The following is a 26,152-nucleotide window of genomic DNA, read 5'->3' on the forward strand; positions in this document are numbered from 1 at the left end:
AACTGTCTTTTCTACTTCCCACGCTTTTGGCATAGTCGTTCTGAAATCTATCGCTCTTAAATCTGTTCCTGGCACAACTATTGCAGCAAATGCTGCAAGACCTACGCCTAAAAATTTTCTTCTATCCATTTTGTTTTCCTTGTTTTTAATTTAATGTTTTTCTTGACTTGATTCTATCATAAAATCAACTATTTCTTTAACTTCAGATGGTATTAAATCTTCATTACCACCTTTTGCAGGCATTCCGCCCATACCGTGAATAGCGTTGTAAACAACTTTATCAACACCTTTTGCTGTAACTGCACGCCATGCTTCTACATCTCCAAGAGCTGGAGCTCCCATTTTATCAGTAGCATGACAAAGTTTACAAGATTCATTATACATTCTTTCAACTTTAGATATAGATGCATCTTCTACTTCAGGAGGTAAATCCCTAATCGTTGAGTAAGCAGGTACTACATCTTTCATCTCGTAACCTATTTTCACAACAGTTGCTTCAGTTTTACCATCTTGACCGCCTGGATCTTTACAGTCTGTCATACATCTTGTACCAGAACCAATGTTTTTAGCACGATCAGCAAAGAATGCTTTTACATCTGCTGGACCTGTAGGACCATCGATATTCGGATAAAAACCATTGTTATTTGGAAGAACTACTTTTGCAAGTTTTTCTGCATCTAAAACATACTCTTCAGTCATTTTTTCGCCATCAATTTTAATACCATTTTGAGCTAATAAATAAGCTGTAATAGCATAAACTTCATTGTTACTTAAACTCTTAGGAGTTGCATATGGCATAGCATCTCTGATATACGTGAACAGCGTAGTAGCTTTTGGCCAGTATGTACCAACAGTTCTTTTTGGTGCATCTGTTTTTCCATATTCTCTTTGATTTTTAAGAGTAATAACAATTCCGTTTTCATCTTTAGATTGATTACCACCTGTTAGTTGTGGATAACCATTTCCACCACCACCAAAGTCACCATGACAAGATGCACACTGTGCTTCATAAAGTTCATCACCCTCTTCAACAGAACCTTCACCTTCAGGTAAACCTGAACCATCTGGTAATGCATCTAAGTCCCATGCTTTAATCTCGTTAGCTGTTGCTGGTCTACCAAAGCTAACACCTTTAGTGCTTTGCTCGTTATAACGGTATGCAGTTTCAACGCCGTTTTCTCTTAAGTATGTAACACCACCATCAATAGCAGTCTTATTTTTAATAGAATACACTCCAACCGAAGCCGAAGTTTTCGATTGAACTTTTTCACTTGCATTAGACGACGAAGGTAAACAGCCTGTAAGAAAAAGAGCTGTACTAGCTACTGCAGATATACCAATTAATATAGATTTATGATCTAACTTGAACATTTGTCACCTCCCCTTTTGCATCAACAGCCCATGTATGTATCGCATTTCTATGATAAACACCTTCAACACCAACTACTTTCTTTTCTTGATTAACAGTAGGTTGAACGTTATCAGAGTCATCATAAGAACGACTTTGAAGTAATAATGGCTTACCTTCATATTTATACATATAAGAGAATCTTGTCCAAGCTTTTGGAAGTACTAAACCTTTAAGAGAAGCCTCTACCCAGTTTTTACCGCCGTCAAAACTAATATCAACACCTCTGATTGTACCGTGTCCACTCCATGCCAAACCTTCAATCTCAACTAAGTCACCTTTTTTAAGATCTGTCCATGGTTTTTCAGGACATGGTGTAGTAATAACTGAGTTTGTCTCAAGGGCATAGAAATGCTGTATAGCTTTACCACTTGCTGTAAGTGCTGTATATTTAGAAGTTTCTTCTTTTGCATACCATGGCTTATCACCAAACTCTAATCTTTTCAGCCATTTAACACAAAGGTTAGCTTCCCAACCCGGCGCCATTAAACGAACTGGATAACCCTGCTCATCACGTAAAGCCTCACCATTTTGCGCATACACTAGCATACAGTCATCAAGAACTTTTTCAACAGGAAGTGTTCTACTCATTTCAGAGCCATCACTACCTTCTGCAAGCATCCATTTAGCTTCTGGCTTAAGACCTAAATCATCAAGTATAGTTGATAAACGAACACCAGTCCACTCTGAACAACTCATCATACCTTTTACAAACTGTAAAGAGCCAAATTGCGGACCTTTCCACTCAGCAGCACCATTTGATGGGCACTCCATAAATAGAATTTTGCTTTCACTTGGATATCTCTTAAGTTGCTCTAGAGTAAGTACTATAGGTTTCTCAACTAGACCATGAATCATAAGTCTGAACTTATTTGGATCAACATGAGCTACACCATTATGAGTACGAGTAAAGTGTAGACCATTTGGTACTACTATCCCGCTGAGCTCATGCAAAGGTGTCATAGAAATTGCAGCATGCATATCACCAGCTGATGACATAAGAGCTGATGTTCTTCTTACTACGTTATGCTCATATTTTGATGGTAACCCATAAGGATTATAGTTACACTCATCACCTAAAGAAGTTCCCCACTTAGTATGATGCATAATATTTGGATCGTCAGCAAGTAATGCACCCGGTGCTAAAATACTTGCAGCAGCTACTGCACTTACAGATGCTGTTCTTTTGAAGAAATCTCTTCTGCTAACAGATGTTGATTCTTCTGATTTAAATGTTTTATCCACATCTTCCCCTTTTTCTAATATTTTTTATATTTCATATTTTTATTTAGTGTTTTACACTTAAAAATTTTAGATATACGATTTAACGAATAACACAAAATTATATAGGTAATGATAGTCAATTGGTCTGAAATAACTCAATTATCACAAAATAGTCACAAATTTAGCACTATTACGTCACAAAACGAAACACTATTGTAATGCTTATAAGTATTATTATTTATAATATAATCAATCTAAATAAATTACATAAACTTTAATAATGTTTTTAATAAAAGAGTGGTTTTTTAACAAAAATTGAATAAAACACTCTCGCGATAGAGTGCTTATGGGGTTTTGACAGATGAATAATGTGGCAGAAATTTAAAAGATAAACTTCTACGCAGGTTGTTCTGAATCACTTTCGCTAAGTTCAGAATCTTCATCTTCGACAACATCTTCTTTTAACTCGATTATAAGCTCTTGTCTCTTGACCTTTAGTCGTTCTAAAATCTCTTTTCCGACTTCTTCTCTGTCTTGCCAATCTATTTCATGATAAATATCGAAAAGCTTTTTGAAATAATCGTAATGAGTGTCAGCACTTGTGACTTTAAAAAAGTAATATCTTCTAAAGCTTATATCATTTATATCACAAACCGCTACTTTTTTACCTATCATATCTGGGTATACTTCTTCTTTTATCCAATTTGGAAAAAATTCAGACTCTTTAAACCAGTTATATAGATGTAAGTCTGTACTTTTTAGAAGATCATAACTCACTGCTTGCTCATCATCCAACTCATAAGAATAGATGTTTTCATCTAGCTCAAATTTATCAAGAGTCTCATCATAGATGGCAAACTCAAATTTTACTTGCATATAAAAATCCTGGGTATTAAAAATATTATGAAGGGGTAAAAGTGGTAGAGAAGGAAAAAGCTCCTTCTCTTATCTACTTATGCTTTACCAGAAAGCATTCCGTACATTGTCATTGGTTTAAGAGCATATACTTTCATTAACCAAAACACCCATCTTTCTACTAGAGGATCCAGTGGGAATGATGGCGTAGGTTTAACGCTCCAGTCAAACTCAGCTAACATAACCGTACCTATGTCTGTAATAAGTGGACAAACCGTATAACCAGCATATTTTGAAGTTAGTTTTTTACCTTCCATCTGAGCTATTAAGTTTTCTACAAGAACTTTATACTGTTTTCTTACAGATCCACCAGTTTTACCCATTGGTACTTGTGCAATATCACCAAGTGCAAATACGTTTTTAAATTTAACATGTTGCAGAGTTTCTTTGTTAACCGGAACGAAACCACCAGCTGAACCAATATCAGATTCCGCTACTTCTCTTGGAGCTACAGCATCTGGAGTAATATGTAAAAAGTCATAAGGTACTCTTATTTTTTCATGCTTAGAAATAACTTCGAAATCTTTCATGATAGGATCATAAGGTCCTTTTTCTTGCCACTTAGAATCAAAGATAGCTATTTTGTTCTCTTTTTCAACACCTATTAGGTTAGTTCTATAGTGCCACTTAAAGCCTTCTCTCTTAAACTGCTCATGAATAGCATCGTGGTATTCAGGTACACCAAACATTGCTCCACCATTTGGATAAAAAGTAAGTTCAGCATTATCTCTAGCACCAGCTTCCTTAAGTCTTGCGTTTGTAAGATACATAATTTTCTTTGGTGCACCACCACATTTTATAGGTGTACTTGGATGCGTGAAAAGGAATTGTACTTTTTTACCATCTTTAGCATTTTTAGCTTTCTCAATGTACTTTTGCATCTGCTCCCAAGTTTTAGTAGCACCTTCAGCTGTATAGATTGAACATATACCAGTATCATCTCCTATAGCTTTATGAAGTCTTGAATTGTCTCCAGTTGAGTAAGCACGACCAGCATGTTCTAAACCTTCAAGTCTTTCATAATCAAGCTGTAGACCAGTAGCTACAATTAAGTAATCATAATCAATAACTTGACCTTTTGCAGTAGTCACTTGGTTCTGTGTTGGCTCAAAACTTATAACTTTATCTTCAATTATCTTTGTGCCTTCTGGTACAAAATCATCTCTATTGTAAGAGATTTCATCTGCATCCCATATACCAGCAGCAACTAGTGTTTGTCCTGGTTGATAAGATACTGATTGTTTATTAGGCTCGATTACAGTGATATCAGGGTTTTTCAGATTAAGAGTTAACCTTGCAGCTGTACTCATTCCCGCAAGTCCACCACCAACGATTACAATTTTAGCGTCAGCTCCTGATTTAGCCATTGGCTTTTGATCTTTTTCCATTGCTTCAAGATTGCTACCACCCATCATGAAACTTGCACCTGAGATACCAGCTAACTTCATAGCATCTCTTCTTGTCATCCCCTTTGAAGATAAATCTTTGTCCATCTCCGATAACATATTATTAATATATTTATAATCCATACTTATCCTTTTATACTTTTAACTTATAATTAACTGTACATTATCGTAAAACTTTTAAATTCCAGACTTAAATAAAACTATTTTAAAAAAATAATCTAAAATGTGATAATTTTGTTACATTTATTCACTACGGTGTAAAATCGTAACAGTGTTATAAACACAAATTATTAAGATTCTACGTTAGCTTTAATTATGCCTAATAGAACATACTTATTGTTTTTTTCATCTATGTAAAAAACTATAGTGTGCCCTTGATTTTCTATATCTTTTATGTTTTCACTATCAAAATAGATAGATTTTTTATACTTTTTAACCTTCGTATGCATGTTGACTATAATAGTATCAAGATAAAGTTCAAAACTGCTCGCGTCAGCTTCGCTTCGCTTTTTTATCAGCTCAGACACCACTCTTAGCTGTTCTTTATAAAGTTCTGAAGATAGAACATTCATGCCAGGATAGTATGGTGTAAAATCACCCATATTTTCAAGATATTTGTCTAATTCAATTTCAAGCTGCTTCTTAGTATCATTTTGCATAATTAATATCCTTTAGATTTCAACATATGATATTGAACACAAGAGCGTTCGCTCCCTATATTACAGCCTCTACCAAAGGCCAACATTGCTTTTTTATTACTTTTTTCAATACCATCACCACCACGTAAAAAGATGTAACCAAGGTAGTAACAACCTCTGGACACTCTATTTTTACACGCTTTTTTAAACAGCTTTTGAGACTTCTTCATATCTTTCTTTACGTTTTCACCAGTGTAATACAACATGCCTAATTCTATACAAGATTGCATTTTCCCTTCATTACATGCTTGTTTGAAGTTTTGATTTGCTGACAAATTTATACTTAAAAATATTGCAATTGTAATAATAATTTTAATCATTTTATTTCCTTAAATTTTATGTTTTTGAAGAAGCTTGGGGGAAGGTGTTTATTCATAGAGGAATCAAAGTATATGCTGAAAAATCAGCATATAACTAGTTATTTGATATTAGTACTAATATACTCAGCAAGAGCGTCTATCTCTTCATAAGAAAGGTCAATTAGTGTACTTTTCATTAATTGTCCATAACCATATTTGTTGATACTTCCATATCTATAGTCTTTTAACTCTTTTGCTAATTTAGCAGCGTCTAATCCGTTAATCGGTGCATATTTAACTCTTGTAGAACTATCCATTGTAGTTTGCTTACCATCTGCACTATGACACTGGATACAATCTTGTTTATAAATTGCCTCACCGTTTGCTGGTAATAACACCCCTGATTTGTAGACTGGTGCACTATCTGCAGCCATTAACGTAGCACTAGCTACTAATGCGCAAAGAATGATTTTTTTCATTTTAATCCCTTAAATTATAAGTTTTATGTCACATTATAATCACAAAAATCTTAAATAAGCAAAAAAACATCTTTCTCTTTTGCTATTTTAATATATAATGTTACTTTATAACTTACTCTTTTTCATATGAACTCCCTACCCTGCAATATGTTAGTTAATTCTAAAAAAATAATAAATATATATACTCAATGCTTAAGCTTATTGTTTAATATCTTCTTTTAGAGGATAAAAAGTAATAATTTGATATATTCTCAAAAAATTATCATATATGTAAGCAGGAAATAATGTCAGATAAAGATATACAAAACTTAATAGAAAAAGAAGATACAGATAACCTTTTAGAAGCTCTTGATGATAAAACACTTGATATAGAATTGGTTAAAAAGATTTACTACCCTTTTCGCGACCATAAGGAGATAGTCGGTCAAGTTGCAATGAATTTGAGTCTCAGAACTTCAGTTTATGACAGAGATCAGGAATATAGTGAGACTATGGTTGAATTACTTCGTGATTTAGCTGTAAACGAGAAAGATATGGGTGCTAGATGGGCAGTTGCAAAAAATCCTCATACACCACAAGATGTTTTAGTAAACCTTGCTAAAGATGAAGTAAATCTTGTTCGTGCTCTTGTAGCTACAAACCCTACTACTCCTTCCAATATACTGGAAAAGTTCTTCAGTGATGAGAAGATTGTAAGAGATGGTCTCTCTGGAAACCCATCTACTCCAATTAAAATCTTAAAAATTCTAGCTAACGATGCAGACAAGATGGTAAGAATTAGACTGGCTGAAAACAGTGGCGCTCCAAAAGAAGTACTTGAAGAACTTAGCCAAGATAAAGATTCTAACGTTGCTAAAGCTGCTCAGGTAAATCTAGAGGCAAAAACATGAGAAAACATTCAAGAAGCATACAGAGTAAGTTTACATCTTTAGAAAATCAATTTCTAAATACATTTTTCTCAGGTCTATATATTAGTGCAAATGAATTTATAGAAGTTGGAAAAAAAGTTGATATTAAACTTGGTATGAATTCTAGAGAGCTTCTTATAAAAGAACTGCTCAACAAGAGTGATAAAGAAGGCACACTAAATCAAGTTGTAGCTCTTCTAAACTCTATTATAGAAGATAGAATCGCGCAGTACCACTCTCTAAGTCGTGACTATCCGGCAGCTGCTAATGCTCTTGCAAGTTTGGCTCAAAAAGCAAATAGTACTAAATCACTTTTAGTTAGAGAGTCTCAAGGAAACCCTTATGAATAACAATGATTTAAAAACTCTACTCCAAGATTTAAAATACCCTGGTATTGACAGAACTATAGGTGAGTTAAAACTTCTAGGTGAGATAAAAGTAGTAAACGGTGTTGCAAATGTTGAGCTTCTTACTATTAGTGATGAATCATACTTAAACGTTAAAAAGCTTATAGAAGAGAGCATCTCAAATAAGTTTGATAGCCTTAACATTACAAAAAAGAATTTAGCCAAAAAAGATGCTAACTATGGTAACAGTGCAAATCCAAACAATAGAGCTCCTTATGCTAAAAATGTGATAGCTGTGACAAGTGGTAAAGGTGGAGTTGGAAAGAGTACAGTAAGTGTTAATATAGCTATCGCTCTTGCACAAAAAGGTTTTAAAGTCGGTATTCTGGATGCTGATGTATATGGACCGAATGTTCCCAGACTTACAAATACAGATGTAGAGAGAATCAAATGGAACGATGATGACAAGATCATTCCATCAGAAAACTACGGAATCAAGATTATGAGTGTTGCTCTTACGACACCGGCAATGGACACACCTCTTGTCTGGAGAAGCTCAGTTGCAGTAAATGCACTTATACAGTTTTTAGAAGATGTTGCTTGGGGTGAGTTAGACTTTATGGTTATAGATATGCCTCCTGGAACTGGGGATGTTCAACTAACTGTAGCTCAAGAGCTTCCGATTTCTGCAGCAGTTCTAGTTACAACTCCTCAGATAGTTGCTACAGATGATGTTAGCCGTGCTGTGATGATGTTTAAAGATATCAGTGTGAAGATGGCTGGTATAGTTGAGAATATGAGCTTCTTTATAGCTCCAGATACTAAAAACCGTTATGATATTTTTGGAACAGGTGGAGGAGAAAAAATTGCTAAAAAATACGATATCCCATTTCTTGGTGCTATTCCTTTAGACATGAAAATTCGTGAAGCATCTGATCAAGGTGAACCACCTGTAGCTCTTGGTGATGATGAACAGAAAAAATACTACCAAGATGTAGTAGAGAACATTTTAGCCAACTCTGAATTTAACTTATAATATAAACTACTTTCTCATTCCTATATCCTGTGTTATAATTAAGAACACCCTAATAATAAAGGATGTTCTGTATGATTTTTAATAGACTACAAAGTAATGTTTTATTTCAATATGCTGATTTGCTTTATCGGATTGCTGATGTTAAGCGAAGCGAAAAGCTTGATAGAGTTCCTCTTGATTTTTTGCGTCGTAAGCGTTTTGAGGCACTTCTTCATCACGTCTTTAAACACTCAGCTTTTTACAATGACCTATATCGTTCAAAAGGGATAACTCCTGACAATATTCCCGATATCAGACTGGAAGATCTTCCTATAATAGACAAACAGATGATGATGGATAACTATGATTCGTTTGTCTGCGATAAAACGCTTCAACAAAATAAACTAGAAGAATTTATTACAAATCCGGATAATCTTGGTAAAAAGTATAAAGGACGCTATCAAGTTATTCATACATCCGGATCAACTGGTCATATAGGACTTTTTGTGTATGATATGCGTTCTTGGAACATAACAAAAGCTATGGCAATCACACGAGTGTCTAAAGCAAAACTCAATCCGTTCAAAAAAATAAAACTTGCATTTATCGGAGCAACAGACGGTCACTATGCAGGTATTTCACTCTCTAGTGATGCACCTAAACTATTTTATGATTTTAGACGTTTTTCTGTAAACAAACCTATGCAGGATACACTAGAAGAGATTACTAAGTTTGACCCAAACTCAATATGTGGATATGCTTCCGGAGTATATCTCTTAGCACATGAGCAGTTAGAGAACAATCTTAATATTAAACCAAAAAGTATCATCTGTTCAGCGGATCAGCTTACTGATACAATGCGTTTAAATATTATAAAAGCTTTCGGAATAAACCCAAGAAACTTTTATGCGGCATCTGAGTCACTCTGTATGGCCGCAGAGTGTCACAATCATCATGGCCTGCATCTGTTTGAGGATTGGCACTACTATGAAGTTGTTGATAGTGAGTTTCAGTCTGTAGATGCAGGCGTACCTGGAAGCTTACTCCTTACGACTCTACATAATTATGCCCAGCCTTTAATACGATATCAACTCCACGATGAGATTGTACTAGATCCTAAGCTATGTGACTGTGGAAGAAGCACAGCTATGATTAAAAGGATTTCAGGACGCAGTGAAGAGTTTTTATGGTTCAAACTACCTGATGGAAAAGATGAATATATTCATCCTCTGCAGATTGTTGAATTTTTTATACCAGGACTTGAAAAATTTCAAATTGAACAAACAAATAAAAATCATATTCATATGCGCATACTAGCTAAAAATGATGTAGAGTTCATACGCCAAAAAGCGAGTGAGCGCATGCACGAAATACTTTCACAGAAAAATCTACATAACACTGTAACTTTCTCAAGTGAGATAGTTGAACATATTCCACTTGATGTTAAAACTGGTAAATACAAATTAATATTACCGTATAAAGATTTTACTCACTGATCTTAAGCTCTGCATACAAAGCTGTGCAAGCTTCTATTTCTCTTCTATTTGGAACTCTTCTAACTGATAGATATGTAACTTTACCATCATTGTGAATTTTTCTGAGAGCAGTTGCATGTACCCAATAGTACCCACCATCTTTTCTAAGATTTTTTACAATCCCAGTCCAAAACCCTTTTGATTGTATATCATCCCATAGACCTTTAAAGGCGATACGCGGCATGTCCGGATGTCTTACTATATTATGCGGTTCACCAATCAACTCATCTAGCTTATATCCGGCTATCTCACAAAAGAGATCGTTGGCATATACAATAAGACCTCTATCATCAGTTTCACTCAGTATATATTGATCAGACGAGAAAAACCACTCATCCGAATTCTCACTTTTAGTTACACTCATGACAATTCCTTATTTATAGTATTTGCTAACTCCACTCATTGTCGAACCCATATTTAAAAGTAGCATATCAGCGATGACTAATGCTGCCATTGCTTCACAAACTACTGTTCCTCTAATAGCAACACATGGATCATGTCTTCCTTTAAGAGAAAAATCTACCTCTTCATTTGTTACTGTAACAGTATGTTGTTCTTTAAAAATAGATGGAGTAGGCTTAAAGTATACATTCATAACTATATCTTCACCGTTAGAGATTCCGCCTAGTATTCCACCAGAGTGATTCGACTCAAAACCATTTGCTCTGATCTCATCATTATTCTCTGAACCAAGTGTTGCAGAACTAAGAATACCATCGCCAATCTCAACCGCTTTAACAGCATTTAGACCCATCATAGCATCCGCAAGTACACCATCAAGCTTATAATAAAGTGGCTGGCCTAAACCTATTGGGGCACCTTTTATTACAACTCTTGATACACCACCAACAGAATCATGATCATTTTTAGCCTTAAGTATAGCCTCTTTTTGTTGTTCTTCTTTATCTGCATCAAGTGCATAGATAATACTGCTTTTTGCTTTAGCATAATCAAAAGTTTCAGCTTTGATACCTGCTACCTCACTAATACCGCTTAAAACTTCGATATCCAACTCTTTAAGCATTAGTTTTGCAACCGCACCTGCTGCAACTCTAGCTGCCGTCTCTCTTGCAGAAGACCTTCCCCCACCACGATAATCTCTGATGCCGTACTTATGAAAATAAGTAAAATCAGCATGCCCTGGACGGAAAACATCTTTTATGTTTGTGTAGTCTTTTGACTTCTGATTTGTATTGTAAATAATCATAGCGATTGGTGTACCTGTACTTTTACCTTCAAACACACCACTTAGTATCTCTACCGCATCTGCTTCTTTTCTTGCAGTTTCAAACTCGCTCTTTCCAGGTTTTCTACGATCAAGTTCACTCTGAATATATTCTTCATCAATATCTAAACCGGCAGGAACACCATCAAGCAAACAACCTATCGCTTTTCCATGTGATTCGCCAAAAGTGCTATATCGCAATTTCATTCCAAAACTATTCAATTATACTTCCTTCTTTAACATCTCAACTGCCACTTTTGCAGACTCTTGTTGAGCTATTTTTTTACTTTTTCCAGACGCTCTTGCATACTCTTTGTCTTCAATAAAAACAGCTACTTCAAACTCTTTTTTATGATCAGGTCCACGACTCGCCATTACTTTATACTCAGGAGTTATCCCGAATATAGCTTGTGTAAGTTCCTGTAGTGTTGTCTTGTAATCACGAAACAGAGAGTCTAAAGATATCTCTTCATGATTCTTTTCTATTAAGTCTATCGCGATATTTTTAGCTTTAGAAAGACCAGCTTCAAGATATATTGCCCCGATAACAGCTTCAAAAGCATTTGATAAAAGAGATGATTTTTCTCTTCCTCCGTTGTTTTGTTCTGCATTTGATAAGAAGATGCAATCACCTAAATTTAGTGATCTTGCCAACTTATCGAAGCCTGTTTCATTAACCAACGAAGCCCTTATCTTTGATAGTTTACCTTCATCAGATTTTTTAAACTTATTAAATAGGTACTCGCCTACAATAAGATCTAAAACAGCGTCACCTAAAAATTCTAGTCGCTCATTATCGTAGGGCTGTTTATAACTTTTATGTGTCAGCGCTTCGATAATGAGCTGTTTATCTTTGAACTTATACCCTAAAGTTTCCTCTAAAGTCTCTATATTCGTACTCATTTCCTTCCTTTATATTTTATAATCTATAGAGAGGCTTTAACTTTCTCTGCTTCGTCTCTAGCAAGCTTATCGCATCTCTCATTTTCATCATGACCATCATGACCTCTAATCCAGATAGCATTTATCTTATGTCCCTCTGAGACTTCAATGTAATCTCTCCAAAGATCAGAATTTTTAACCTTTTTAAAATCTCTTTTAATCCAGTTAGTGAGCCACTCATTTATTCCTTTGACAACATATGACGAGTCTGAGATAATATCAACCTCGCACTTCTCACTCAAGGCTCTTAGTCCTTCTATTACGCCTAAAAGTTCCATCCTATTGTTTGTTGTATGAATCTCAGAGCCTACTATCTCTTTCTCTTTATCACCATATCTAAGAATCACCCCATAACCACCTGGTCCAGGATTTCCTAAAGCGCTTCCATCACTGAAAAGAGTTATTTTCTTCACTGAAATCCCTGTGGTAATCTTTGCTAAGACTCATCTCTATTCGAGATGTATCTATAGCATGACAACTGCTGCATCTGTTAAATGCAAACGGATATACGACTTTACAGTTATCGCAGATATATTCAAAACTAAGAGTAGCATTTACATTTTTGTTCAAGTTTATTAAAACGTTAAGCTCAAAAACAGAACTATTTTGTGCCATATCAATATCACCACGAGCAGTGTATAGTTCCCTTAAATAGCCATTTTGTGTAATTATATCTAAATTCAAATCTTTTTTATCTACCTGCCAGAGTATATCCGTGAGGATATCACTTTTAGAGCTGTCAAAATTCTCCCATGCCAAAGCAGGATTTGAACGGAAAAGATATTCAAAGACCATGTATGTAAGTTTACGGTCATTTTTATAAATCTCTATCAATTTCTCAACTTTCTCATCAACGGAAATATCAGAATCATTTAAAAGAGCCAATATCTTTAAATATGAACTATCACTCTTTATATCTTTTTGCAACTCATCAAGAGACTCTATAACATCTAAAGCCAATCCATACTCTCTCATATGCTCATAAACCAGGAGGAGGTAGTGCAGAGCTTGCGGTGTTCTTGGATTATTTTGAAGAATTTTTAAAAATATCTCTTTTGCACGTTCAAGAAAACCTGCTTTAAAATAAGTACGACCAAGAAGAAAAAGAGTATCTCTGTAGTTTTCCTTACTTCCAACTTTCAAAAGTTCATTATATATCTCTATGCTCTTTTCAAAATCACCATTTTTAAAATAAGAGTGCGCAAGTAGAAGCCATGACTTCTCAGAAAGCTCACCTTTTGTGATGAGCACTTTTAGTTCACTCTTTGATGGCAGAGAACGGAACTGTCTAAGAAATCTATCCAGATGCCGATGATCTTCTTTTGCTCTAAATCTCGCCAGCCAGTAAGAGAAAAAAGCAATTATAAAAACCAGTACAAAAAATATGATTATTCCAAAAAGTGGGTCACGAAATTCTATAAAAAAAGTATTCATCTACTACTCGTAAACTATAATGCCATAGTCATTTTTGAGATTGTAAAATGTAGAGTTTGCACTAAATTCCAAATCTTTTATCTTACCTAGTTGTACTATGGAGTTTTTATTTACCTTGATTCCAAACTCTGTAAAAAACTTCTTTATATTTACAAACTTCACATCTTCTACAAACTTATACTCAAACTCTTTATAGAGCTTCATCTTCTCATATGAAAAAATATGTTCATTCACATGTAGTCTGTCAGATGCATACTTGATTGGCAGATATCCAGAGAGATCTGTAAGTATATTTTCTACATATTCATGCTTCGAGGGAAGAGTGTTTTTTTGTATAAAGATATACTTGTTATTTAGTTTAATATTCGGTGTATTTTTCCAGTATTTATAGGCTGGGTTAGATACACCGAGCTTTGAAGATACTTCTCTCCAGAGCCAAAAAGAGTTAAGTGTGTTTGGTAAATGCGACATCTTTTTGACTCCTTGATAAGTGGATTTTCTTTATTATATAGTTTTTTCTTAAATAGTTTTATTAAAGGATAGAGTTTTAATGATATAATAATTCCTATGGATTTAACAATTATCGAAGAAGAAGTTTACATCTTTAATAGAGAATTTTTTTTTGAAATATCAGAGACTACTGAGAAATGTTTAAACTTTATTGAGCAAAATCATCTTTATATACCTAAAGAAAACTACACTATTGTTGGAGAATTTCTGCACAATACACTAAAAAATTTTAGAATCTTAGACTCAACATTTATGAGTCCCACTCTTAAAAAAATAGATTCAGATATAAAATATCTACAAACTCTTTACGATGAGACTATAGAAGACTCTAAAAATATAAAAAATATTTTTGAATTAGAGTTTATTACTTCATCTCCATCTTTTTCTCGTTTTGCCAGAGAAGTTCTAAAGGCGCAAGCTGTAAGCAACCCTAATGATGAACAAAGAAAAGAGAGAAAAAAACTCTCTGCTATGCTTATAGAGTTAAAAGACATTTACTACTCCACCTTTGAAGAGATATTTAAAGATGATAAAAAATACTTTTTAGAATCTCTTATGCTTTCACTAAATTCAAAAACATACTACTTGGACAGACTCTTGTGGAAAGAAGCGGAATCTTCTATCGTAATAACAAAGCATTTTCAAGTACTTAAAATAAAAAATAAATTAAATACCAGAGACTATCTTCTCTACACAACTGGACTGATGAGACCGTACACAAAAGAGTACCAATACCTACAATCTTGCCTAAGGATTTATAAATGAGTGAAACTTCTAGTTACATAATCGAAGATGTAGAAAAATTTCTACAAATAAATAGAGATGCAGATAATGAAGAGCAGAGCAGAAGCCTTAAAAAACTTCTTAGCGTACAAGATAAAATATCGATTTTTAGGGGTATCGATCCGGATGAGCTCAAGGCAATTGTATACAATCTAAAGTTTGTAAAGTTCAAATTTAAAGATTATGTAGTTGAGCAAAATGATACAAAAGAAGAAATATTTTTCATTATAGACGGAGAATGCCAAGTATTTCACAATAAAAAAAAGGTTGGCAAACTTAGAGCCGGAGAGATCTTTGGTGAGGCAGGAGCTATATTTAAATCTCAGAGGAATGCAAGTGTTGTCTGTGCATCTGAAAATGCTACACTTCTATCTTTTTGTATTGATGAGAATAATATGGAGTTTTGTGCACCAGCTCTAGCAGTGCTCTACAAAAACTTGGCATCTGAGATAAATGCTAAGCTTCAAGAGATAAATTTTGAGTTTATTAAAAAATAGCTGTTATTACTTTAGTTATAACAAAACCACCTATAACTAACCAAACAAACATTGCCCCTGCTGTATAAAGCGGTGCCAAACCTAGACCTTTGAACTTTGAAAAGATAGTTCCCATACCAAGAGCAGTCATCGCCATTGTTAGAAGAAATGTATCTATTTCGTTTATAACATCTACTACATTTTGAGGAACAAGCTGTAGTGAGTTAAATCCTGCCATACCTATAAAATAAACCGCGAACCATGGAATCACAAGTTTGACCGGACCTGTAGCACCACCACTTTTTTTAGCTTGCATCGAGAGATAAATCCCTAAAGCTATAAGCATAGGCGCTATCATAATAACTCTTGTCATCTTAACAATGACTGCCGAGTTTGCCATCTCAGCCGGGGCACCTACAACAGATGCAGGAACTGCAACGACTTGAGCAACTTCATGAATTGTTCCACCTACATAGATGCCAAACTCTTGAGGTGTCATATGTAAAAAACCCGTTGCAGGCTCTATTATTGAAGCATATAAAACTGGATATAAAAACATTGAGATAGTACCAAAAAGTACAACCATAGAAACAGCTATCGCAGTTTTATGACCTTCTGCTTTTAAAACTGGTTCAGTTGCTAAAACTGCTGCTGCTCCACATACGGCAGCGCCACTTGCAGTAAGCATTGCCGTATCTTTTTCCATCTTAAAGATTTTATACCCTAAATACGAACCTAAAATAAACGTTGTACTAAGCATGATAAGTGAGACCATAAATCCACTCATACCTACATCTGCAATTTGTTGAAATGTTATACGAAAGCCATAAAAAACTATGGCAAAACGAAGTATCTTTTTACCTGAAAATGTTATACCTGTACTCCACTCACTTGGCACATTGTTATGAAGTGTATTTGCATAAAAAATACCCATCACAATACCAATAACAAGTGGTGAAATTCCTAATGATTTTACGGCGGATATGTCTGCAATCATAGTTGCTGCTGCTGCAAAAATAGCAACAAATATGATTCCAGAGACAGTGCCTTTTCTATTTTGCTCTGAAAATGCCATCTACATCCTTAATTTTTAATATTAAAAATGAAATTATATCAAAAAACTATCACTATTTTACTTCTATCTCCATCTTCGTTCTTACCCAACTCTCCTTTTGTTCCTCAATATTCTGAGGTGTTTTTGCAATAACTTTACTAGCATCTATACCTCTCAGCTTAACAAGATACTCTTTTAACAGTTCTGCCCTTTTTTTAGCCAAAGCCTGAAGCTCTTGCGGTGTTACAACCTGCATCTGAGTATTCTCTTTTATAAGAGCGTTTTGGTATGCTCTCTCCAGGGCATCCCCTTTATAGGTTTTCTTCAGAGCTTTTTCTATATCACTGACTTTTTTCTTTGGTGCCATCTCTTTATAGATATCCTCAAGCAGATCTATATTCATAGAGTTTTGCTGCTCTTTTTTATTTTTAACTCCACTTCTTTTCATAACCGCAGCTATAAGTTTTTGCTGTTTAAGCATCCAAGTGTCTTGAACCTCATCATATTGAGGAACTATGCTTAGAGATATCTTTGGTCTTTTTAGCATTAGTTTAGCAATATTATCAAGCTTCTCTTTTTCAGGTGGCAAGATTGTCATCAAGCCCGGTTCAAACTCTACAAACTCCAACTCTTCACCCTCAAGTCCCATCATAGAACCTAAAAACTTGAATGGAGAAGCAACAGCTTTAATAATCAGGTTTCCGAAGGTTTTCCATACAAGGGCACCATATTTAAAGTCAGGAGCATCTACATTACCTGCTACTGGCATATTGATATCTATGATTCCGTCGCCATCTTCTAATAGAGCAATGGCAAAACCTAAAGGTAGGGATGTTATATTCTCATCCTCTATTTCATCCCCAAGCTCTATATTTTTAACAATAATTGAATTCTTACCTAACATCTGTGAATCAAGTATCTCATAACCAAGATCTAAAAACAGTTTTCCGCTGTCTATTTTGTAACCTGCAAAATTTGCACTATACCCGCTGAATGAGTTTAACTCTAAGTTTCTAAAGTTAAAACTTAGGTCAGTATAGAGCTTAGGGTTTGAGCTATCAATTGAGCCTAGTAGTTTTGTAGAACCGTACTTGTCTATTTCACCTACAATATCCACATAACTAACTTCTCCGCTCTGACTAGAGATAGAGTAAACAACACCGTTTAAATCATGTATATCAGTTCTAAACTGTAGAGGAAGAGATAGATCAGCAAACTTAGCGCTACCCGAAGCAACATTTAGCTTCATGATTTTAAATGGAAACTTTGTAGCATTATCATCTTCACTCTGTGCTACTTTTGTTGCATTTGCATCACTTTGCACTTTTGGTGCTTTTGAGAGTGTCGCAAAGTTCATAGTCTTTGTCTCATCTATTACGGCATCTACATAAAAGCCATTTATATCAAGCTCATTTACAAATGCTCTGCTTGGAAACATCTCATAATCAAATGCCTTAAGAGCCATGTTGTTAAAAGATAAAAGGGTTGAGTCATCTCTTGAGTCATTTAAAAAGAACTCATTTACATCAAGTCTACCATTTACCTTCAGATCAGCCGTTTTGCTGCTTTTTGCATACTCTACTTTACTTTTTAAGTTTACAAAACCGTCGTTTAGTTTTAGATATAAATCTTTTTCAATATATGGACTAAACTCTTTTAAAGATATCTTCTTCAGATCAAACGTACCTGTTTGTTTAAGAGGGGTATGTCTTAGTTTACCTTTTGCTTTTGCATATCCCTTGGAGTTAAGTCTTGCAGAGAGATTATAGTTTAACCAAGTTTTCTCTTTTGAGTCTATGTTGTAAGCATTAAAGTTTATTCTGTCTAGCTTAATATTAAGAGCTGGCTTTAGTGTCTTGTCACTGAAACTTACTCGTGCTCCTTGAAGTGCTAAGTGCTTTAACTTCACTCTATACTCAGGTTCATCTTTAGTTTTTATTTTTGTCTTTTTACTCGTAACAGCTTTACTTGTTTTAGCTTTTTTTGCGACTATTAAGTTATCAACATTTAGCTTACCGTCTTTATACAGCTCAGTTCTAATATTTAAACTCTTAAGTGTTGTATTTTCAATATTTACAGCTTTTGCCTTAGTATCTAAACTTAAGTTATTCACACCAAAATCTGCAAAGTCTACAAGTCTCTCTCCTGTACTTCTTTTATTTATAGCCAACTTACTAAGATTAAGATTAGCATCATTTACGCTTACTTGCATCTCATCTTCTAACGCTAACACACTAACGTTAGCATCAAAGCTTACTGTCGCTCGCAGTAGTTTTACATTGTATACGCTTAGTGCATCTTGTGCCGCTTCATCTATGTATGGGCGAAATCTAACTATGTCAAGATCACGACATTTAGTATAAGACTTAACATCTAGTACTTTATGTTTTACATCCCCGCTAGAGTTACAAATAAATTTCTCATTCAGTCTCAAATTCATTTCATATGATAAAGGCTCCGCACCTGCTAAGGTTACATTTTTCAGATATAGGTTTAACTCATCTAACTTCGTAGTTACATTTGGTTTTACGCCACTATCGGCAAAATCAACTTTGATTTTCTCTAGAGCGATATCATCTATAACTACCTTCCAAGGTTTAGCTTCTTCTTTTGCTTCAATCTCTGTCTCAACAGTAGTATTATTCTCGGCAAAATTAGTTTTAATATACTCTAACCAGTCTATCTCTTTTGCTTTATTTCTCTTTACTTTAACATGTAGAGAATCAAGAGCTATCTTTTTTATATGGACATCTTGAAGCATAGGTTTAACACTAACATTACTAACTAAAAAATGCTCAAGATTTAAAACATCTTTATATTTACTTTTTGGTTTTATTCTCAGTTTATCAATAGATGCACTTATGTTATCTATGGTTGTTGTATCAAGGTTATCTAAATCAAAATAGTACTGTGCAGAAAATGCCACTTTGCCATCTGCCACTTCAAGGTTTAATGCATCTTGCATATACTTCCACTGAGTATAGAGCTTACTTGCTTCAAAGGCTATGCTTCCTCTGACTTTAAACGGTTTAAACCCAAGGATTTCACTTTTAAGATCAAAGAATCCTCCATCACCCAAAGCGGTGTGAAACCTAATGGTTGCGTCGCTGGAGTTAAAATCTTTTGTATCTATATCTCTTAACTCAAAACCTATTCTGCCAAATGAGAATTCAAATGGAGTCTTGTGTGTATAATCTTCATAGTTGATTCTTCCATCTATTATCGCAACACTGTTAAGAATGATTCTTGGCATCTCAAATTCTGAAGTGTTCTCTTGCTTAACCTCTTGCTCTTTTTCTTTGAGAATAGATGCTAGATTTATTGATTTATCTTTTTTGTAAATCAAAGAGATATTTGGTTCTTCGAGTGCTATGTTCTTTATATGCACTGATGCATTAAAAAGTGAATGAGGTTCTAAATTTATTAGTATTGATTTTAACGATACTAGATGCACGTCGTTTGCATCTGTCAGCTTTATTTCATTTATCTTTAGACTAAATATGAAGGGGTTAAAAAAGACACTATCAAGCGAAAGCTTAGCATTTGTCTCTTTTTGAACAATCTCAACAAGTTGTGATTTTAATACTAAAGGGAGGACTATAAAACCTAGTATTGCATAGGCTGAGAGTAAGTAGATTATTATCTTTTGAATTTTTTTAAACATAACAGACTCCAAAAAGTTATCTTCTTAGAGTCTATCCTATTGAAGTTTAAACTTCAATTATGTTTTATTTAGTTCCTCTTACAATATCTGCTCTAGGGAAAACAAATGTTGACTTTCTAAATACTACTATTTTGTCCTCATGACCGATTGCATACGCACGAATCGTGATAGGAATTACAGTATCTTTTCTCTCGTTATCTACCAGCATTTCTTCTGTTCTAAGTACAACTATTTTTTTCTTTTTTATACCGGGGACTGCTGTAAACTCAGTTGATGGTTTAGCAATAATAATCTTGCCTTCCATACCTTTTGGAGGAATTACTTCAAAGTAAAACTTCATCTTTTGGCTCTCAGTATTTTGCAGTAAAAACTCATAGGCATTTTCAACTCTAAACTTATTATCTGGCAACTGCTTAACAGAGTAAAGACGAGTTTCTTTATTGATATTTAAAAGCATATGCTCTTTTGTACTGCCCATCATTCCAAGGATAATCATAAGTCCGACTAATAGAGCTATATAGGCTAAAACTTTTGTACGGAAGTATTTAGTCTTACCTTTTTGATCTACTATTTCATAATCACTTGACCAAGTAACTAAAGATGGCTTTCCAAGTTTACCCATAACAGTTGTACAAGCATCGACACACTCTAAACAGTTGATACACTCTAGCTGAAGACCTTTACGGATATCAATGTGAGTCGGACAAACAGTTACACAACTCTCACAAGCAGTACACTCAGCATGAGGTTCTTCAACTTGAATATCTTTTTGCTTTGTAAATAGTTTGTTGTGGTGCTCATCATAGATATGCCCACCTCTATGCATATCGTAAAGTGCCATTACTGTATGCTCATCATATAGAACTGACTGAACTCTTGAATATGGACAAACATAAACACAAAAGTTTTCTTGTAAAAATATTATGTCATATATAAGAAATAGTGCAATCCCGATCACTGAACCAAATAGAGTCCAATGATCAGTAGGATTAGCTAAATAAGTAAAAAAATCTTCCGGTGGGACAAAAAACCACATAAAGTCAGCTGCTGCTAGGATAGAAAGAGCAGTCCACAGTAAAACAGCGATTACTTTTTTTACTTTATTTTCAGCCTTTGACATATCAGGTTCAAGTTGCTTATTTTTTATACGTTTTCTAAGACCTAATATTTTTGTCTCAATAAGATCTCTATAGATAACACGAAAAACAGTCTGAGGACATACCCAACCACAAAAAACACGACCACCGACAACTGTCATACCGAATATCCCCAAGAACATCAGCATCAGTAAAAATGGCATTAGATATAGCTCTTGCATGTCAAACTGTACAAAGGCAAGGTGTAACTTCAACTTATCAAAACTAAGCAGGAAGAAATGATTTCCATCTACTGTTATCCAAGGTAAAACTAAAGCTATAACAGTAACTATTATGTATAAATAATAGCGTTTAATTCTCCACGATGTAGGTATTGTGATACCTGAACTCTCTTTACTCATCTGAACTCCCAATATTTATTAAGCAGTAGCACGACTTAATTTTGTCATAACTTTGTCAATTATAGCAGATAATAGTTGAGTTTTAAATTAATTTATTATTATAACAATTATAATCACAGCAAATGTAGAAAAAGTAAGCTTTTAACTTACCTCATCCACCATATTATCTAGGTGATCAAAAAGTTCGTGTGAGTTCTTTTCTGCATTTTTAAATGCTTCTATGATTTTTTCAGCATTTTCAACAAGTCCACCTTCAATAAGAGCAGGAACATTTCTAACATTTTCGTGAACAGCTTTATGTGGTATATCGATTTTAGCATACGAAGCAGTACCAGAAAACACAACTTTACCTTCACCTGTATACCATTTACCAAATCTACAATTAGTGTGTTGTGAAAAAGTATGATCTTTATTGTTTTTAAATACTGATTCATAACCACCTAGTTTAAATACAATGTGATCAAGCTTAGCAAGATTCACAAACATCTCATTAGAGATTTTTTTGTTGGAGTATTGAATATCATGTGCACCATCAACCAGAGTATATAGACTCTCATTAAAACTGCTTAGTTTTTCCAATGAAGTTGATATTTCACCATCCATGACTTCTGAAAACTCTTGCATTGCAGCAGAATTTTGTTTTAACAAGTTAATGTTTACCTCTACTTCACTTGTGGCTTTTTGTGTTCTCTCTGCAAGTTTACGAACTTCATCCGCAACAACTGCAAACCCACGACCATGTTCACCTGCACGAGCAGCTTCAATAGCAGCATTTAGAGCAAGTAAATTTGTCTGATCTGAGATATCTTTTATCAGAGAGATAACATTTGTAATCTCATTTACACTGTTGTTAAGCTGATCAGAATTTTCTCTACTCTCATGCATTTTATGAGATATGTTCTCTAATGATTCTCCCATTTTAGCGGTTGAATCTTTAACATCAGAAACTGTACCTTCTGTTTGTGCATTTTTCTCGTTGATGTTTTGAAGAGACTCCATATTTCTAATCAATCCTTCTTGTACATCTTTAACTCCTGTTGTAGCACCCTCACTAAGAAGATCTGTAAGAGATAGAGTAAGTCTGTTTTTCTCTAACTGTACTTCATTTTCTTTAGAATGTTTCTCTGAATTTTCCAAACTCTCATTTGCAGTCAATATGGCTTCGTATGCAGTTTCAATAGTGTGATTTGCAGCACTCTGAATAGAAGAGATCTCATCACCACCACTTTGAGTAATATTTTTTGAAAAATCTTTTGAAGATATAATATCGTCAAGCTCTTCTTTAAATAGAGAGATTCTTCTAGTTAAGCCATTGGCAACCATGAATCCAAACCCTAAAACAAAAGCCACTATAATTACATTTAGTGCGAGAGTAATAATTAAGCTGTTTGTAGCTTCACTTTTTAAACTGTTAATGTCATTTAAGAGAGATTTACTTAAGTGGTCTTCAACTTTTTTCAATAGGTTTATCTTTTTTGTGATTGTATCAAACCAGTAAGTTGATTGAATGCCAAAACCACCATCTATGTTTGCCAACCCTACTTTTCTCATTCTCTCAACTTCATCAACTGAAGCTCCAACTACTGTACTTTTATAAAAACTAGTATTGTCCCCAGATGCAATAAATAAAAATCTATCCATATAAGTTTTTTGCTGACTCATAAGTTTTACAAATTTAGCATAAAATCCAGCCGGAAAACTATCTCTGGCAAATGTTCCACTCATTACCGCTCTCTCGATACCGGCTCTCTCTTTAGAGTAGAGGTAGTTTGCATAAGCATTTAAACTTCTACTCATATTTACATTTTCACTCATCTTTGCAATAGCTGCAATAGTATCTAAAAAGGCAGCATTCATAGGTGTGTAGTAACCAACAGCATCCGAAATAGCAAACTCTAAAGAACTTACTTTTGATCTTTTTTGAGAAATCTGAGAAATTCTGCTCATAGCGTCATTCATATAGTTTTGCATCTCTTTTGGATATATTGAAAAGTCCATACTTTTGTAGTAGGCTTCCATCTCAGCTCTTGTAGCGTCTGTATCTTTACGGATCTTTGTCAAAGCTTCTTTAAATTTTGAACCCTTTGAACCGATAAAACCGGCAGAAGCACCACGTTCTTTTTGAGTGTTATGAATCATTGCGCTTATTTTTGTCGCCAAGATTGTAGCTTCTCCAATCTTATCTAGCGCAGTAAGCCTATTGTAACTACTTATACTGCTCATTGCCAGTAATACAAATATTACTAGAGCAGGCATTAAAACCATAACGACCATTTTTACTTTTATGGACATATTATTTAACATGATTATCTATCCCCCTGTTATTATGCATAAATCTTATATATCAATATATCATTTAATAAGAAAAAATTATTTGTCTCAGGTCAAGTATTTGGAAATTTCAAAGACTTTTATAATCCTGGCTTAGTCTTATGTTTCACAAATATACAAAAAGCCTTTTTTATGCTCAACTTTGCTAAAATATATCTCAATATTCTAATATCAAAAGATTTTTATCATCATGACAACAAAACAATACATACTAGATACAATCATAAAACGTCCACTCATTATTGATGGAGCTATGGGAACACAGTTGCAGCAGCGCGATGACAAGATCTCGAAAGAGGCTTGGGAAGGTAATGAAGGTTGTAACGAACTTTTAAACATTACGGCTCCTGAAGTTCTTAGTGAGATTTTTCATGCTTACCTAACTGCCGGTGCTGACCTTATCACCACTAATACATTTGGCTCATTCTCATGGGTTTTAGATGAGTACCGGATCAGTGAGCGTGCTTATGAGCTTACAAAAGCCGGTGCAGAACTTGTAAAAAAAGAATGTGAAAAATTCTCGACGCCAGAGCATCCACGCTTCTGTCTAGGTTCTGTCGGACCCGGTACAAAACTTCCATCACTTGGTCACATCACTTATGATGAAATGTACGAAGGTTATACTGAGTTTTGTTTAGCTCTCATTGATGGTGGTGTTGATATATTTTTACTCGAGACTTGTCAAGACCCACTTCAGATAAAAGCTGCTCTTCACGCATGTCAAGAAGCTTGTCGCCAAAGAGAGGTAGAGATACCAATGATGGTCTCTGTTACCATCGAGTTAAGCGGGACTATGCTTATAGGAACAGATGCGGGAACTATAGCAACTATCCTAGAACCTTTTGATATTTTATCTTTAGGTTTTAACTGTGGAACCGGACCTGAGCAAGTTTTAAAACACGTAAAAACTCTAAGTGAACTTTGGCATAAACCAATAAGCGTTCATGCTAATGCAGGTCTTCCGCAAAATCGTGGAGGTTACACTTACTATCCAATGGGACCAGACGAATTTACAGAGCAACAAGAAAAGTTTTTAGCTTTTGATGGTGTCTCTTTCTTAGGTGGATGCTGTGGAACTACACCTCAACATATTCGTGCATTGGTTGACAAAGTAAATTCTATCCGACCTAAAGCACCTAGCGGTTCACATCAGAACTCTATAGCTTCACTGTTTAACACAACAACTCTTATGCAAGAACCAGCTCCACTTCTAATGGGTGAGCGCTCAAATGCAACTGGTTCAAAAGCCTTTAGAGAACTTCTTTTAGCAGAAGATTATGAAGGAACTCTAAGTGTAGCACAACAACAAGTTCGTGCCGGTGCTCACGTAATAGACGTAAATGTTGGTTTCGCAGGACGTGATGAGACAAAAGATATGAATGCCGTTATGGGAATGTACAACCAAAAGATAGCACTTCCTCTTATGCCAGACTCTACTCAGACTACTGGTCTTGAGACTGCACTAAAAAACATAGGCGGAAAACCTATACTAAACTCAGTAAACCTTGAAGACGGTGAACCAAAATTTGATGCAGTATGTCAACTAGCTAAGAAGTTTGGAACAAGTTTAGTATGTCTTACCATAGATGAAGTCGGTATGGCAAAAACAGTTGAGAACAAACTGGCTGTTGCTGATAGAATCATAGACTTAGCTACTAACCGCCACGGTATCAAAAAAGAAGATCTGGTTTTTGATGTTTTAACATTTACACTTGGAAGTGGAGACGAAGAGTACTGGGATGCAGGTATAAATACCATAGAAGCCATACGTGCCCTTCGTAAAAAACACCCGGAAGTGAGCGCTACTTTAGGACTCTCAAATATCTCTTTTGGACTTGACAAAGATGCCAGACCATACCTAAACTCTATGTTTTTACACCACTGTATCGAAGCTGGATTGACATCTGTTATTATCAATGTAAAACATATCATTCCTATAAATAAAATAAGTAAAGAAGATCAAGAAATATGTGATGACTTGATTTTCAACCGTAAACCAAA

The 26,152-nt window shown here is 34.7% G+C and carries 24 protein-coding genes and 2 pseudogenes; 7 read left to right on the plus strand and 19 right to left on the minus strand.

Features of this window, described 5'->3' with window-relative positions:
• Positions 1-150: 150 nt before the first annotated feature.
• From ABZC13_RS12600 to ABZC13_RS12630, 7 genes are all read right to left on the minus strand, one after another.
• Positions 151-1,371: a c-type cytochrome gene (locus ABZC13_RS12600; RefSeq protein ID WP_373004480.1), complete on the minus strand. Its 1,221-nt coding sequence runs from the start codon at positions 1,369-1,371 to the stop codon at positions 151-153.
• Positions 1,352-2,653, minus strand: coding sequence for a sulfite dehydrogenase (gene soxC, locus ABZC13_RS12605; protein WP_373004484.1), 1,302 nt, complete (start codon positions 2,651-2,653; stop codon positions 1,352-1,354). Before soxC ends, ABZC13_RS12600 begins: the two co-directional genes overlap by 20 nt.
• Positions 2,654-3,028: 375 nt before the next feature.
• Positions 3,029-3,508 (minus strand): hypothetical protein, encoded by a 480-nt coding sequence (locus ABZC13_RS12610; RefSeq protein ID WP_373004487.1) that lies wholly within the window; start codon positions 3,506-3,508, stop codon positions 3,029-3,031.
• A gap of 77 nt (positions 3,509-3,585) precedes the next feature.
• Positions 3,586-5,076, minus strand: a complete 1,491-nt coding sequence (locus ABZC13_RS12615; protein WP_373004490.1) for an NAD(P)/FAD-dependent oxidoreductase — start codon at positions 5,074-5,076, stop codon at positions 3,586-3,588.
• A gap of 167 nt (positions 5,077-5,243) precedes the next feature.
• Positions 5,244-5,612: a hypothetical protein gene (locus ABZC13_RS12620; RefSeq protein ID WP_373004494.1), complete on the minus strand. Its 369-nt coding sequence runs from the start codon at positions 5,610-5,612 to the stop codon at positions 5,244-5,246.
• A gap of 2 nt (positions 5,613-5,614) precedes the next feature.
• Positions 5,615-5,971 (minus strand): tetratricopeptide repeat protein, encoded by a 357-nt coding sequence (locus ABZC13_RS12625; protein ID WP_373004497.1) that lies wholly within the window; start codon positions 5,969-5,971, stop codon positions 5,615-5,617.
• Between the two features lie 98 nt (positions 5,972-6,069).
• Positions 6,070-6,429 carry a cytochrome c gene (locus tag ABZC13_RS12630; protein WP_373004500.1) on the minus strand — a complete coding sequence of 120 codons (360 nt, stop codon included), beginning with the start codon at positions 6,427-6,429 and terminating at the stop codon, positions 6,070-6,072.
• A gap of 284 nt (positions 6,430-6,713) precedes the next feature.
• On the opposite strand from ABZC13_RS12630, the gene ABZC13_RS12635 reads away from it, so the two are divergent.
• From ABZC13_RS12635 to ABZC13_RS12650, 4 genes are all read left to right on the plus strand, one after another.
• Entirely contained in the window at positions 6,714-7,319 is a 606-nt protein-coding gene (locus tag ABZC13_RS12635) for a hypothetical protein (protein ID WP_373004503.1), read from the plus strand.
• Positions 7,316-7,687 carry a hypothetical protein gene (locus tag ABZC13_RS12640; RefSeq protein ID WP_373004506.1) on the plus strand — a complete coding sequence of 124 codons (372 nt, stop codon included), beginning with the start codon at positions 7,316-7,318 and terminating at the stop codon, positions 7,685-7,687. Before ABZC13_RS12635 ends, ABZC13_RS12640 begins: the two co-directional genes overlap by 4 nt.
• On the plus strand, positions 7,680-8,720 hold the full coding sequence (locus ABZC13_RS12645; protein ID WP_373004510.1) for an Mrp/NBP35 family ATP-binding protein: 1,041 nt from the start codon (positions 7,680-7,682) through the stop codon (positions 8,718-8,720). Before ABZC13_RS12640 ends, ABZC13_RS12645 begins: the two co-directional genes overlap by 8 nt.
• 71 nt (positions 8,721-8,791) lie before the next feature.
• A complete protein-coding gene (locus tag ABZC13_RS12650) occupies positions 8,792-10,195 on the plus strand; it encodes a phenylacetate--CoA ligase family protein (RefSeq protein ID WP_373004513.1) in 1,404 nt (467 codons plus the stop codon).
• Here ABZC13_RS12650 and ABZC13_RS12655 read toward each other — a convergent pair.
• Genes ABZC13_RS12655 through ABZC13_RS12680 form a run of 6 tightly spaced genes read right to left on the minus strand, consistent with a single transcriptional unit; the run spans position 10,185 to position 14,306 of the window.
• Positions 10,185-10,598: a PAS domain-containing protein gene (locus tag ABZC13_RS12655; RefSeq protein ID WP_373004516.1), complete on the minus strand. Its 414-nt coding sequence runs from the start codon at positions 10,596-10,598 to the stop codon at positions 10,185-10,187. The genes ABZC13_RS12650 and ABZC13_RS12655 overlap by 11 nt on opposite strands.
• Positions 10,599-10,607: 9 nt before the next feature.
• Complete coding sequence (gene aroC / locus ABZC13_RS12660) at positions 10,608-11,681, minus strand: chorismate synthase (RefSeq protein WP_373004519.1); 1,074 nt, start codon at positions 11,679-11,681, stop codon at positions 10,608-10,610.
• The gene (gene rnc / locus ABZC13_RS12665) at positions 11,682-12,362 is read right to left on the minus strand and encodes a ribonuclease III (RefSeq protein WP_373004522.1); all 681 of its coding nucleotides are present in this window, start codon (positions 12,360-12,362) and stop codon (positions 11,682-11,684) included.
• A gap of 23 nt (positions 12,363-12,385) precedes the next feature.
• Positions 12,386-12,814: a ribonuclease HI gene (rnhA, locus tag ABZC13_RS12670; RefSeq protein ID WP_373004525.1), complete on the minus strand. Its 429-nt coding sequence runs from the start codon at positions 12,812-12,814 to the stop codon at positions 12,386-12,388.
• Positions 12,789-13,835 (minus strand): tetratricopeptide repeat protein, encoded by a 1,047-nt coding sequence (locus tag ABZC13_RS12675; protein WP_373004528.1) that lies wholly within the window; start codon positions 13,833-13,835, stop codon positions 12,789-12,791. Before ABZC13_RS12675 ends, rnhA begins: the two co-directional genes overlap by 26 nt.
• A 3-nt stretch (positions 13,836-13,838) precedes the next feature.
• Positions 13,839-14,306 carry a hypothetical protein gene (locus tag ABZC13_RS12680; protein ID WP_373004531.1) on the minus strand — a complete coding sequence of 156 codons (468 nt, stop codon included), beginning with the start codon at positions 14,304-14,306 and terminating at the stop codon, positions 13,839-13,841.
• Between the two features lie 96 nt (positions 14,307-14,402).
• Between ABZC13_RS12680 and ABZC13_RS12685 the strand changes: the two genes are divergently transcribed.
• Together ABZC13_RS12685 and ABZC13_RS12690 are read left to right on the plus strand one after the other, a co-directional pair.
• The gene (locus ABZC13_RS12685; RefSeq protein WP_373004534.1) at positions 14,403-15,110 is read left to right on the plus strand and encodes a hypothetical protein; all 708 of its coding nucleotides are present in this window, start codon (positions 14,403-14,405) and stop codon (positions 15,108-15,110) included.
• The gene (locus ABZC13_RS12690) at positions 15,107-15,625 is read left to right on the plus strand and encodes a cyclic nucleotide-binding domain-containing protein (RefSeq protein WP_373004537.1); all 519 of its coding nucleotides are present in this window, start codon (positions 15,107-15,109) and stop codon (positions 15,623-15,625) included. The genes ABZC13_RS12685 and ABZC13_RS12690 overlap by 4 nt, the downstream gene beginning before the upstream one ends.
• Here the strand turns inward: ABZC13_RS12690 and ABZC13_RS12695 are convergent.
• The 6 genes and pseudogenes from ABZC13_RS12695 to ABZC13_RS12720 all read right to left on the minus strand — a co-directional run.
• A complete protein-coding gene (locus tag ABZC13_RS12695) occupies positions 15,615-16,679 on the minus strand; it encodes a YeiH family protein (protein WP_373004540.1) in 1,065 nt (354 codons plus the stop codon). The genes ABZC13_RS12690 and ABZC13_RS12695 overlap by 11 nt on opposite strands.
• A gap of 52 nt (positions 16,680-16,731) precedes the next feature.
• Positions 16,732-20,322, minus strand: a complete 3,591-nt coding sequence (locus tag ABZC13_RS12700) for a DUF748 domain-containing protein (RefSeq protein WP_373004543.1) — start codon at positions 20,320-20,322, stop codon at positions 16,732-16,734.
• Between the two features lie 64 nt (positions 20,323-20,386).
• Positions 20,387-21,820 carry a cytochrome c oxidase accessory protein CcoG gene (gene ccoG, locus ABZC13_RS12705; RefSeq protein ID WP_373004546.1) on the minus strand — a complete coding sequence of 478 codons (1,434 nt, stop codon included), beginning with the start codon at positions 21,818-21,820 and terminating at the stop codon, positions 20,387-20,389.
• A gap of 141 nt (positions 21,821-21,961) precedes the next feature.
• Positions 21,962-22,306 carry a CZB domain-containing protein gene (locus ABZC13_RS12710; RefSeq protein WP_373004554.1) on the minus strand — a complete coding sequence of 115 codons (345 nt, stop codon included), beginning with the start codon at positions 22,304-22,306 and terminating at the stop codon, positions 21,962-21,964.
• Between the two features lie 66 nt (positions 22,307-22,372).
• Positions 22,373-23,143, minus strand: a pseudogene (locus ABZC13_RS12715) (methyl-accepting chemotaxis protein); the annotation flags it as partial.
• A gap of 114 nt (positions 23,144-23,257) precedes the next feature.
• Positions 23,258-24,124, minus strand: a pseudogene (locus tag ABZC13_RS12720) (nitrate- and nitrite sensing domain-containing protein); the annotation flags it as partial.
• A gap of 217 nt (positions 24,125-24,341) precedes the next feature.
• Between ABZC13_RS12720 and ABZC13_RS12725 the strand changes: the two are divergent.
• The coding region (locus ABZC13_RS12725; RefSeq protein ID WP_373004550.1) for a homocysteine S-methyltransferase family protein at positions 24,342-26,152 on the plus strand (1,811 nt) is incomplete at its 3' end.

The sequence above is a fragment of the Sulfurimonas sp. genome (genome assembly GCF_041563035.1).
Classification (GTDB): domain Bacteria; phylum Campylobacterota; class Campylobacteria; order Campylobacterales; family Sulfurimonadaceae; genus Sulfurimonas.